Annotated in this window: 8 protein-coding genes; all 8 read right to left on the bottom strand. The window is 40.5% G+C overall.

The features are described from left to right. Positions 1–17: 17 nt before the first annotated feature. A complete protein-coding gene (locus PROVALCAL_RS13775) occupies positions 18–3,050 on the bottom strand; it encodes a TonB-dependent receptor domain-containing protein (RefSeq protein WP_006659912.1) in 3,033 nt (1,010 codons plus the stop codon). 18 nt (positions 3,051–3,068) lie between these two features. Then, the gene (locus tag PROVALCAL_RS13780) at positions 3,069–4,478 is read right to left on the bottom strand and encodes a surface lipoprotein assembly modifier (RefSeq protein WP_080547037.1); all 1,410 of its coding nucleotides are present in this window, start codon (positions 4,476–4,478) and stop codon (positions 3,069–3,071) included. Positions 4,479–4,565: 87 nt separating this feature from the next. Beyond that, positions 4,566–5,318 carry a Slam-dependent surface lipoprotein gene (locus tag PROVALCAL_RS13785; protein ID WP_006659914.1) on the bottom strand — a complete coding sequence of 251 codons (753 nt, stop codon included), beginning with the start codon at positions 5,316–5,318 and terminating at the stop codon, positions 4,566–4,568. Positions 5,319–5,837: 519 nt separating this feature from the next. Then, complete coding sequence (gene rnd, locus PROVALCAL_RS13790; protein ID WP_006659915.1) at positions 5,838–6,959, bottom strand: ribonuclease D; 1,122 nt, start codon at positions 6,957–6,959, stop codon at positions 5,838–5,840. Between the two features lie 110 nt (positions 6,960–7,069). Further along, the gene (gene fadD, locus PROVALCAL_RS13795) at positions 7,070–8,758 is read right to left on the bottom strand and encodes a long-chain-fatty-acid--CoA ligase FadD (protein ID WP_006659916.1); all 1,689 of its coding nucleotides are present in this window, start codon (positions 8,756–8,758) and stop codon (positions 7,070–7,072) included. A 339-nt stretch (positions 8,759–9,097) separates the two neighbouring features. Continuing rightward, positions 9,098–9,700, bottom strand: coding sequence for a Slp family lipoprotein (locus tag PROVALCAL_RS13800; RefSeq protein WP_039862076.1), 603 nt, complete (start codon positions 9,698–9,700; stop codon positions 9,098–9,100). Positions 9,701–9,920: 220 nt separating this feature from the next. Continuing rightward, entirely contained in the window at positions 9,921–10,616 is a 696-nt protein-coding gene (gene tsaB, locus PROVALCAL_RS13805; RefSeq protein WP_006659918.1) for a tRNA (adenosine(37)-N6)-threonylcarbamoyltransferase complex dimerization subunit type 1 TsaB, read from the bottom strand. Positions 10,617–10,719: 103 nt separating this feature from the next. After that, complete coding sequence (yoaA, locus tag PROVALCAL_RS13810; protein ID WP_039862077.1) at positions 10,720–12,645, bottom strand: DNA repair helicase YoaA; 1,926 nt, start codon at positions 12,643–12,645, stop codon at positions 10,720–10,722. Positions 12,646–12,662: the final 17 nt, after the last annotated feature.

A 12,662-nucleotide genomic window follows, 5' to 3' on the forward strand; every position in this document is an offset into this window, starting at 1 on the left:
TTTGCTGGGGCTGAGCCTTAGAAGTGACTAGTCACACTTAAACGAAGAGATCTTCCCGGCGCAGGCATCATGCTACGCGTCAATGGGTCAATGTAATATTCGTTTAATACGTTAGAAGCTAATAACTCCACTAACAGGTTTTTATTCACTTGGTAGGTAACATAAGCATCCGTGACAAATACCGCATTCCAACTCATCGGGTTATTGTTTAACGGTGAATAAGAAGGACCAAACTTGCTCGCCATCTGTGCTTCATCTTTATTTTCTGTTTTGGCGTGATAGCGTATACGTCCGCCAACTTCCAAACTTTCATTAAAGAAACGCATACCGAGGTTAGTATGGATACTGTATTTAGGTTGTAACTGGGTTCGGAGATAGCCGTGCGGAAAGCCACCTTCAGTACAGATTGACCCTTTGTACTTATTCAGCGGGTCTAAACGAGCCATTGATGCATCATCACAAACTTCATTTTTCAGCCGGAAATCAATTCCTAAATCCCCAAAGAAACGTCCATTATCATAACGGGCTAGCACTTCCAATCCAGCGGTTCGGTGCTGATCCATTTGTGCAAAAACCAAATTACCATCACGATCAAAGGCGTTTTCAATCATATTATGGTAATAGTTGATTCTAAAATCGGCGGCATTTTCTGACTTCAACCAGCTTTGTAAATTACGCACATACCCAATTTCAAAAGTATGGCTACGTTCTGGCTTAAAGGGATGCGTTCTTATTGCGCTATCACCCTCACCAGAGAATCCAATAGTATCTTCAAAAATACTGGGCATTCTGACGGTTTCGGCGTAACGCGCAAACACTCGGTCATTATCGGAGAGGTAGACAGATCCCCCTATTGATGGACTCCACGCGGAATTAATACGTTTACCTGGGTTTTTATACTTTTGGTTCTCGTCGACTGAAATATAATCCCATTCTTTATTTGGAGCACGATAAGCAATAATTGCTTTGACTTTTTTCTGGCTAATCGGGTCAATCACTTCTTCTGAGAGGTCAATTTCGCCGTTATAGAATGGGTTATTCTCCGCAGTGAGCTTACCATCTTCATCCACTCGCCATTTGATATAGTCGAATCCGGTAATACGAAACCCCTCATACTCTTCATGGATTGTAGAATAGTGCTCGGCTTTTTTTAGGGAATGCTTAGGGAGTGATAACGCTTCTGCGACAAACCACTCAATTCTAGAAACACCAATGGTACTATCCGGCCAGAGGCCTATCTTATCGTAACCATCAAAAGTACGCCCTTTGCTATCCACATAGCCCTTAACCTTACTGGCTTCCTCTTCAGTAAAGGGCCGAGTATATTCAAAATTCATGGCTTTCTCAATTTGATGCACCGCAAATCGGGAGTCTTTTGCTTTTAATCGACGTTCCCTTAATAAATCTCGCGACCAATAATTTTGATACTGAATACCTGCATTGACATGTAGCCAATTCGTGGGGCGCCAATCCAATCTAATTGCTCCACTGTATTCTTGGCGTTTGCCTTCGCGCGGAATCGCTCGAAATACGTGATATTTAGGTACTTCAGCATTAGGATCATAAATATCATCATGACTATGAATTTTCTCATTCATAAAATTACCAATGAGAGTCACATCAAAGCTAGGCATTAATTGGGTCTTATTAGACAAGGAAATACCTTGCCTGTCATTGAGCTGACTCAGTTTTATACCATCCACTAGTTTTCCATTTACAAAGGGATTTCTATAAGTCATATCAGTAGACCAGTCATACTCCATCGCTTGTCTAGGTAAAGCACCCGCAGTGTTTGAATTTAAATCCATTTTTGTTAGCCAATAACTTAACTGAAAATCAAAAAACGGCTGGTCGCTGGGTTTAAATCCATAGTTAACAGAAAAAGAGCCTAAACTAAGATTTGCCAACGGCCATTGCGGAATTTCTCCCGCTAAATCATGAAAACGAATTTGTGAGGGCATTATTTCCCCATAATGACTTTTAGTATGTACATACCCAAGGGAGACACTCTGTGATTCAGAAAGTTGTAAATTCATTTTTTGCAGAAAAGTCTCGATATTGCTGGAGGTATTACCCACTTCTTTGGTGGGCAAATAGACATTTGCTACAAAGGGAATGTTAGGATCTAGCGTCTTTTCTGAATACTGATTATCTCGAGTAATAATAGGTTCTCGGAAATAATGTGCGCCATGACGACCTGAAAAATAGTTTCCTTGGTTTCGGTGGCTATAAGCAAATAGCAGATTAAATTTTTCTTGCCGTAACCCAAGTGCCACTCGCATCGCGCTGTCTTTTAAATTAAAAAAATTCGAACTTCCTGGTTGATCTGGCTCTACAGATGTCTCAGGATCACGGAACATCACTAACGATAGACTGTCATTATAATGATTAACTAAACTATCCATCAGTTCTGGGTCATCGCGGTAATCGCTTCCAAGATGCAACTGGTTAATTCGAGGCTTTGTCGAATTAGTTCGCGTTTCCAATTTAAGATCGACAGCAAAATGTTCATCTGATGGGACGATATCATCAATACTGAGGGTTTTAACCGCAACGCCACCACCAATAGAAGTACGAATATCACGATCTAACATCGGGCTTTTTATCACTGTGATGCTACTGATCATATTAGGGTCAACATAATTACGATTATTCGCACCGTTGTAACCACGCCATACCGTTATAGCTTGTTCCGTACCGTCGACAGTAACGGGTACGCGCCCTTGCCCTTGAATGCCGCGAACATTTGGGTCTAATGCCCCACTATTACGCGCATCTCCGCTATAAACCCCAACGCCATGATTTAAAATATCGGCAGGGTTAGTACCTTTATAACGTTCGGCTGCTTCTTTACTGATATAAATATTGGATTCATCTCTATCATATTGGTCATCCGCACCTTTTTGGTCACGTTGCTTAATCGTATCGATTTGGTCTTTTATCTGAATATTGCCCACTTGTTCCCTTGAGCTGGCATAAGACGAAAGTGAAATGCCCCCCATAGCTAACCCTGTGGCAATTTTCATTGCCACCACTGTTGTTACTTTCATATTAAATCTCAATGTAAACTAAAATGTTTTACTTAAATTTAAACCCACTTCGCTTTTATTATAGGAATAGCTTATTCTTGCACTGCTATCATTGAATTTGTAATTAACATAGAACGTTGGTGTTAATGATAGAAACGTATGATCTAATAATGTTATTTGGCTATTTAATTCCCACGATTCATCACTACGTTTTGTATTAAGTGCACTATCGAAATCAAAAAAATCATAATTGCTGCTTGTTAGTTTATTGACTAACTTATTCGAGCCAACGGCATTAATTGAGCCCACTGTTAACCCTGACACTTGGTAGCTATCACTTTTATATTTTTCAATATTTTTACCGCCATATATATTTGAGAATACACTCCATTGTGGGTTAATCGAATAAATAGCGGTCATACTGTAATTAATATTATAGCCTGAACGTGATGTTCGTTTACCAAAGAAAGTTTGATTTTTATATGCCAGGTTAGATAGCAAATAAAGCTTATTACTGGGAAAATATACCCCAGTAATGCTTGCACCTACACTGTAATGATCAAACAAATGCCCCCGCCAATTGATATCTGCAATAGGTGAAAACGTGATCTTTTTATTCCCATAAAGATACTGATAGCTTATTGATGAGTAACTCGAAAAGCGCCTTTTTACTGAGCGATGTGGGTATTCCCATACATTTCCACCCATACTGGCTAACAGCGAGTGACCTCGATATTGCCAAAGGATTTTATTGGCATTTCCTGAAAACCCGTACACTAAACCAGATTTAATTTCACTGCCTTGCATACACAAGATCGTGCCACATTGCTGTTCCTTGTTACCATGAGCCTCAGTATAGTTTGTGTCATACTTTAAATCCGCATTGAAATTTCCCTGCCAATGACCACGTTTTTCTAATGCTGTGATTTCTTTGTCTATCTGCTTGATTCGGTCTTCCGGTAAATTGACTCGATATTTATCTTTTATCTTTTTATATAAACTTAATGCTTCACGATGATAACTGTTTTTTATATAGACATGAGCCAATTTCATTTCAGAAAAGACTGAGTCAGGGTTACCATTGACTATTTTCAAATAAAATTTTAGTGCTAATGGATAATCACCATTAAAATAAGCTCTTTCTGCTGAAATATAATCCAACATACCTTTATCATGATTTTCATCATTCAGATAGTCAGGTAATATTCTATCGATTTGCTGGAATTTTTGCCGGTTAACTAAATCATAAAGAATAAAACCAAGGTCGTCGACAGTTTTATTTATTTTAACTGGGATTATTGTGGGCGCTTTATTTCTTGTGTTATTTATTTCAGTTAAAACTTCAATTATCTGTTCATATTGCTGATGCCCATAATTTTTCTCAGAAAATGAATTCATAGAAAACAACAATATAATTAATACTTCAATCTTGTTGATTATTTTTTTCATCCGCCTTCCTTTTCCTTTTTCCACAAAAATACAGGTAGGCAAAATAACTTTTGCCTACCTGATAGCAGCTATATTGCGAAATAGAGATTACTCTTGGTTCTGGCTGCCACCAAAAGCGGTATCATATTGATGCTCACTATTAAATACGGCGACACCACCAACATGTTCCGCATTCTCGCCAAAGAAGCGCCCATAGCTCATACCTGATACGGTGTCATTAGCAATTGCTGAACCTGAGAATGAGCCGGCATCATGTATTTGACCCTCAAGAGCAATTTTTAAGTTCTCGCCTTGTAATGAACCGGTATAGCCCTTATCACCAAAGTCAGCTTCAAATACACCGGAAAGCTTTTTCTCACCATCATATTGATTGATCCCTGCAATGGTGTAAGTGGCTTTACCTTCGGTTGGTACTGATGTTGTTGCATCTTGACCAGAGAAGAAAGCAGTGTGCTTAGCATCATCTTCCATTCCAGTTTGTGACCAATCCCCATAATAAACTTCGGCATCTGCGATTTTAGAGAACTGGAATTTCCCCATATCGACATTACCGTGCGGTGTTCTAGGAACAACATAGACATTGCCCTCTTTTGGGAACATAACCAATCTGGTTAAACCAGAAAATGAAATCCTTTTTCCATCGGATTTGTGACGATAACCAATGCCCGGCGAACCAATCTCACCACCATGTGGGTCTTTAACTGATTGCGTTACTCCTACCGTTACATCCGACCTTTCTGTCTCATACGTTTGGCTCTGTGCAGATTCCGTTATCGCACTCGCATAGGTAGACATACCTGCCAAAATAGCAATTAACGTCGCTTTAGTACTTTTATTCATAGTGATTTCCTTATTCAATTAGTAAAAAATTAAAAGGAGATGATGCTTTTTACTCTTTTCTCTTGGACATATTTGTGGACCCACAAACTGAAAATGATTTTATGAGAATGCGTTTTATTTACAAATAAAGGTTTTATAATTCAATGAAAAATCATTACATTAGAATGGTGTTTTTTCTTTTTATTTTTCAATAAACTATAAAATAGCTCTCCCCCTATAAATGTTAATCATCCCTGTAATGAGCTATTTTAAGTTCGATCTTTATTTATCTTTGCTATTTTTTAAGAGTAATTACAGAATTGAACGGCATTAAATAATGATATTAATCTCAATGGATGGGATTATTTTTAGATTAGTGTTAAATAATAATCTTCATTATTTAAAGAGGAATAAATATTTAGGATTGTCGGAATGAGAATAAAACTTACTGATAAGAATAACAAAATACCCAAGAAAAAAAGTGCCTTGAAAATCACATAAAGGCACAAAATTATCGCTATTTTGTGCCTTTATCGCGGATTACGCTTGGCTAAGTAATCGAGTTAAGGGTCCTTCCAATAATCGCCCACGCCAACCTGCAAGCAGTTCAGGCTGACAAGATTTTTCTTTTAATCCCCAATGCACTGCTAGTAATTGGTTTATTTGACGGCGAGATGCCAGTAATTCAGGGTTGAATTTTTCATTCTCAGCGATCTCTTTCACCACAGCTTTTATTTCTTTAAAGATACTTTTGTACTGGCTTTGCTCTGTGATATTAGCCACAGGTGCAGGATATTGGCTTTCATCGAGTTTTTTCGCGTCCTCAACGATACTTAATAAACGCCGACCGTGACAACGAATTTCCTGCCCTGATAAACCTAATGCGTCCAGCTCACCTAATGAACTTGGTAAGTAGCGAGCGACCTTCCATAAATTTTCTTCTTTAATGACGAAGTTTATTGCCATATCCCGTGCTTTCGCTTGGTCAAGACGCCATGCTGCCAGTAATTGCAAACAGGCAAGTTGCTCATCACGTAGCTGCCATGCATTAGTGATGCTTAAATAAGCTTTTTCTGGTTTGACTGTTTTTTGACGACGCGCAACGATACGCTGACATTCATCTTGTGCGTCCGCTAATAAACCTTCTTCTGACACTTTTTCCATCAAAATTTTCGCGAGTGGCAGCAAATAAAGGACATCTGCAGTCGCATAATCACACTGTTTCTCACTTAAAGGTCGAGCAAGCCAATCTGTTCGTGATTCGCTTTTATCTAGCTCGATACCCAAATGTTCTGCTACTAACGTCGCAAAACCACAAGAAATTGGATAACCCAAGAACGCGGCAAGCACTTGAGTATCTATCATTGGCTCAGGCACACAACCAAAATCATGCATAAAAACTTCTAAGTCTTCACTGCCTGCATGTAGAAATTTTAATTGGTTTGGGTTGGTTAACAGTGCCTTAAATGGGCTAAAGTCCGTCATTAAAAGCGGATCAATCAATGAAACCTGTTTTCCATCATACAACTGCAATAACCCCAGTTGAGGGTAATAGGTTCTAGTGCGAACAAACTCAGTATCTAATGCTAACCACGGTGCATCGCTGGCCTCTTGGCAAACTTTGGCTAATTCGCTATCTGTTGTGACTAAACGGTAATTCAAAACAAGTTTCTCTTTATTATAATTTAGTTAAGTGTATCTGACGGACACAGTAACGCCGGTAAAAACCGGCGTTACACATTGCTTTTGTTAATTCACCACTCAATAATTCATTATGACGGTGATTTTTCTCGTGCTTGCTGCTCTTCGGCTCTTAACTCTTTTCGTAGGATTTTCCCTACGTTAGATTTTGGTAGCTCATCACGAAACTCAAAAATTTTCGGTACTTTATAAGCGGTTAACGAACGACGGCAAAATGTTTTAAGATCTGCAGCGGTCAATGAAGAATTTTTAGTAACCACGAAGACTTTTACTGCTTCTCCAGTGCTTTCGCTTGGCACGCCAATGGCGGCACATTCAACCACATCAGGATGCATGGAAATCACATCTTCAATTTCATTTGGATAGACGTTAAAACCAGAGACAATAATCATATCTTTCTTACGATCAACAATACGAATATAGCCTTCATCGTCTATTTCAGCGATATCACCGGTAGCTAACCAGCCATCCACAATGGCTTCGCTCGTTGCATCAGGACGATTCCAATACCCTTTCATTACTTGTGGACCTTTTACCCACATTTCACCCGCCGTACCACGGGGAACTTCATGCCCATCATCGTCTAAAAATTTCACATCTGTTGATGGAACGGGTATTCCGATACTACCACTATAAGCTGTTAAATTATATGGGTTACCTGAAACTAATGGTGAACACTCAGTTAAGCCATAGCCTTCCAATAAATGCCGCCCTGTCAGCGCTTGCCATTTCTGTGCGACGGCTTTATGGACAGGCATTCCTCCGCCAACGGACAGCCGCAAGCGCGAGAAATCCAACTTTTGAAAATCGGGATTTTGCAACCACGCATTGAATAATGTGTTAACGCCCGTGATCGCTGTAAATGGATATTTAGCTAATTGTTTAACCGTATCCGGAACATCTCGCGGATTGGTAATCAGTAAGTTCACACCACCGACATTAATAAATAATAAGCAATTTACCGTAAGTGCAAATACATGATAAAGCGGTAGAGCTGTAACCACATATTCATGACCAAAATGTAAAACTGGCCCATATGCTGCTCTGGCCTGCGCAATATTTGCCAACATATTGCGATGAGTTAACATTGCACCTTTTGCCACCCCAGTCGTTCCACCGGTATATTGCAAAAATGCCAAATCATCACCCTTGATATTTGGCTTGATATACTGCATCCGATATCCCTGATGCATCGCACGGCGAAACGAAATTGCATCAGGCAGATTGTATTTCGGTACTAAGCGCTTGATGTATTTCACGACAAAATCCACGATGGTGGCTTTCGGACGGGGAAGTTGGTCACCAAGGCGAGTTAAAATGACGTGTTTAACCTTTGTATTAAATACGATTTTCTCTAGGGTATGCGCAAAGTTAGAGACGATAACAATCGCTGTCGTTCCACTGTCATTAAGTTGATGCTCTAACTCTCGCGGGGTGTACAGTGGATTGACATTCACCACGACCATACCCGCACGTAAGATACCAAACAGTGCAATAGGATATTGCAGTAAATTTGGCATCATTAAGGCAACACGATCCCCTTTTTTAAGACCCAATCCATTTTGTAGGTATGCGGCAAATGCTCGGCTTCTCTCTTCAAGCTTACGATACGTCATCACAGCGCCCATGTTAATGAACGCAGGTTGATCCGCATATTGAGCAACGGCATTTTCAAGTAACTCTGCTAATGACGCGAAGTCATCAGGATTTATTTCTTCAGGTACATCAGCAGGATAATTTTTTAGCCAGATTTTTTCCAAAATGTTACTCCTGAATTTAGTGAGTTATTATTTTACACAACCCTTTAACAAATTATTAACTCATTGTACCAGTTTGAAAATTAAACAATGCTAAGGTTGAGAGCTATATCACTAAATAAATTTCATTCCTTCGAGATAAAAATAAGGCGGTCTATGCCGCCCTATTCAACTTAAGATTAATTCATCAGAGTTTTACTCTGTTTATATCCCGTAATTATACACCGTTGTGAGAAATTTTTGGAGAATTAAGCGGTTAATCGTCCACTGCCATTTCGTTTTTTGTAAAAAAAATCCTAGATTAACTAGGATTTTTAGCAGAATAATAATATTGATTACTCTTTAATCTTCCGTTAAATAGGTTTGCACCTGAGCAGATCCTACTGGATATCCATAGCCCCATCCCCAAGGATGATTATAGTAATATGGAGAACCATAATAACCATAACCCCATGGTCCCGCAGGCGGTGGGATCATCACACTTTGAGCAATACTCCAACGTTGAAAGCCAGTCACATTCATCGTCACGTATTGATAAGGAACTTCACCAATTTTTCCAGCTTGCTCTCCGGTAATATTACCTACAACAGTCACATAGCGGTTTCTAAAATCATTTGGTTCAACGAACCCATTGATATAGGCATAGATACGACCAAGAGATGCGGAATTTAATTCCGGCGCAGCATCGTATTTATTTAACGTCATGACCGCTATTTCAATTCGCGTTCTTTTCGGTTCATTTAAAACAGAAATAACCTTGCCGCCAAAACGCGCTTCTTGACCGATAAACATTTCCGGTGCATTTTGTACCGATTTAAGATTTTCTGCAGGATTAGGCACCGAACCTTTGATCGATTGAGGGATCGATACACAACCAGCCAGCGCTAATATGCCCGCAAGTAACAGCGTTTTCATTGCTGAGCGGTAGCTAAATTGAATTTTCATTTTCCACCTCCAATTAGCCATCATTATAAACTGAGATAATAAGTATTAATACAGCCCAAAAACCTCACCACATTATATGTTCAATTCAATTGTTATTAGTACTCATTTGTTCAATGATAGCTCAATTAAAAGCCAATTCTATGTCTTAGGTAAAAAAAATAGCTATCTAGTATTAACCTAATAGCTATTTATTTTCATTCTACAAAAATGGTTTTTATTTTTATTCGCGACCGGGTAATTTTTTCCAAGTGACTTCATTACGCAGGTAAGTTGGCTCAACATTCTCTACCGCAGTTATTTTACCCGCTATCCATAACTGTTCTGCTATTGGCAACATATCTTGCGCAGCTGGCAGAGTAATCAGGCTATCACTTATGGTCGAACCTTGTAACAATTCAGGATAAGCACCCCAACCAGTACCGGCGTAGCACCATTGTCCTTGTAACTCTGAGAGTTTAGCTTTGAAATCTGCTGGAAGCATGACAGCTTCAGTATCTTCACCTAACCAAAAACCTTGCTCATCACGTTGATATTGTGCGCAGTAGATTTCTGACATTCGAGCATCAATCGCGACCAGAACACGTGAGCAATCTGTTGTGCGATATGCACCTTGTGCCAGTGTCATTAATGAAGAAATGCCGATCATAGGTAAATCAGCGCCAAGCGCTAACCCTTGTGCGATCCCCACGCCAATCCGCACGCCAGTAAAACTACCGGGTCCGCGCCCAAATGCTAATGCATCTAATTGATTTAACGTAATACCCGCTTGCACTAATACTTCTTCAACCATAGGAAGTACTTTCTGGGTATGTTCACGAGGAGAAATCGCAAAACGCGAAATAATTTCACCGTCACACAAAAGTGCAACAGAACAAGCTTCAGTGGCTGTATCAACAGCTAGAATACGACTCGACATGCCTAAACTCCGGCAAATATTAGTTTTTTTGTTGTCGCCTTATGACGGCAACCTGAAAGATGGGCGGTATCTTAGCATAAACCACCCACGAGATTGCACTAAATTAGTGTTTTTCCATTGACTCGGAACGCTTTTGCGCCAAAAAATCAATCGCTTTATTCAGGCTACGAGTGCGTGGTGATGGTGGTAAGCTACGTAAAAACACTTCGCCATAAGGTCGAGTCACTAAGCGATTATCACAGATTACAATCACTCCATAGTCTTTCGTATCACGGATTAAGCGTCCAACGCCTTGCTTCAAGGTGATCACGGCATCAGGTAACTGCACATCAGCAAATGGGTCCCCACCACGGAGCTCACAATCTTCAATTCGTGCGCGTAATAACGGATCATCAGGAGCCGTGAAGGGCAGTTTATCAATGATCACACATGTCAGTTCATCCCCTCGGACATCCACCCCTTCCCAAAAACTACTCGTTGCCACTAAAACCGCATTCCCCGCGGCAATAAACTGAGCTAACAGCTTATTTTTGCTGCTTTCGCCTTGCATAAGGACAGGCAGCGTAAGCGATGCTTTAAATTCTTCTGCAAGTTCTCGCATCATCAAATGTGAAGTGCATAAGAAGAAACAACGACCTTGGTTTTTTTCGATCAGTGGACGCAGCATATTCGCCAATTTCTGTGCACTTCCCCGTTGATTAGGTTCAGGTAAAAATCGAGGGACACACAGTAAGGTTTGGCGTTCATAATCAAAGGGGCTAGCAAGCAACAATGTTTTCGCGTCACTAAGACCGAGCCTATCTGTAAAATGGCTTAACTTTTCATTCACGGACAATGTCGCCGATGTGAATATCCAACTTGCCGGGGTACTGGCTATCATTTCACTGAATTTATCCGCAACAGTAAGTGGGGTTAACGCCAATAAAAAATGACGCCCATAACTTTCAAACCAATAGCTATAGCCTGGGATAGTCACCTCTTTTAGGCGACTTAAACGGTTACGGTAAATGGTCACCCGCTCAAAAATAGAGTCTAAACTTTGAGAGCGACCTAATGATGTTTTGATCACCTCATAGCAGAGTTCAAGCGCATCATCGAGCAACGTTAGTGCACGCTGTACTTCAGATAACTTCAGTAATTCACGTAAATTACCGCGAAAACTGTTTTCCCCTAAATTAAGGCGAAAATCCAGTGTACTTTGGGTTAGCCTATCTGCGCTTTTTTGCAGTTGGGCTTGATCTTTTAGCTCCGTACGATAAGTCATGATCATATCACGAGCCAAATCTAATAATTGGCGGCTACTCAGCTGCTGACCAAAATACTGACTTGCAATATCTGGAATTTGGTGGGCTTCATCAAAGATCATCACATCCGCTTGAGGAATTAACTCTCCAAAACCAGTATCCTTAACAACCCGATCTGCCATAAATAAGTGATGATTGACCACCACCACATCCGCATCAAGCGCCTTACGACGAGCTTTAAGCACAAAACACTCTTGATAACGCGGACAATCACTACCTAAACAGTTGTCATTCGTGCTGGTGACCAATGGCCAAACCGCACTATCTTCAGCAATATCATGGCAGGTGCTGGTATCCCCTAACTCCGATTCGATGGACCAACTGCGTAATCTGACTACCGCCGCCAGAATTTCAGGTTCGAGGCTTCCCCCACCAAGAGATTGCTGATCCAACCGTTCAAGGCACAGGTAATTTGAACGTCCTTTCAGCAACGCCGTTTTACCCGTGTAATTCATCGCATTGATGATCGTAGGTAGGTCACGATGGTAGAGTTGATCCTGAAGTGCCTTCGAGCCCGTAGAAACAATCACTTTTTTGCCGCTACGCAATGCAGGGACGAGATAAGCGTAAGTTTTCCCTGTTCCTGTCCCCGCCTCAGCCACCAGCACATGTTGCTGTTCGATAGACTGAGCCACGGCGTCAGACATGGTGACCTGCGCCGCTCGAGGTTGGAATCCAGGAATTGTTTTTGCTAGAAAGCCATCTGCTGAAAAGTCGTTAGACACTACAAACCTATATTGCT

This window comes from Providencia alcalifaciens DSM 30120 (assembly GCF_000173415.1).
GTDB lineage: Bacteria > Pseudomonadota > Gammaproteobacteria > Enterobacterales > Enterobacteriaceae > Providencia > Providencia alcalifaciens.

What these genes read in the sequence shown, in the direction of transcription:
- PROVALCAL_RS13780 (WP_080547037.1), bottom strand. Translation starts at nt 4,478, where the DNA reads ATGAAAAAAATAATCAACAAGATTGAAGTATTAATTATATTGTTGTTT.
- PROVALCAL_RS13785 (WP_006659914.1), bottom strand. Translation starts at nt 5,318, where the DNA reads ATGAATAAAAGTACTAAAGCGACGTTAATTGCTATTTTGGCAGGTATG.
- PROVALCAL_RS13800 (WP_039862076.1), bottom strand. Translation starts at nt 9,700, where the DNA reads ATGAAAATTCAATTTAGCTACCGCTCAGCAATGAAAACGCTGTTACTT.
- tsaB (WP_006659918.1), bottom strand. Translation starts at nt 10,616, where the DNA reads ATGTCGAGTCGTATTCTAGCTGTTGATACAGCCACTGAAGCTTGTTCT.
- PROVALCAL_RS13775 (WP_006659912.1), bottom strand. Translation starts at nt 3,050, where the DNA reads ATGAAAGTAACAACAGTGGTGGCAATGAAAATTGCCACAGGGTTAGCT.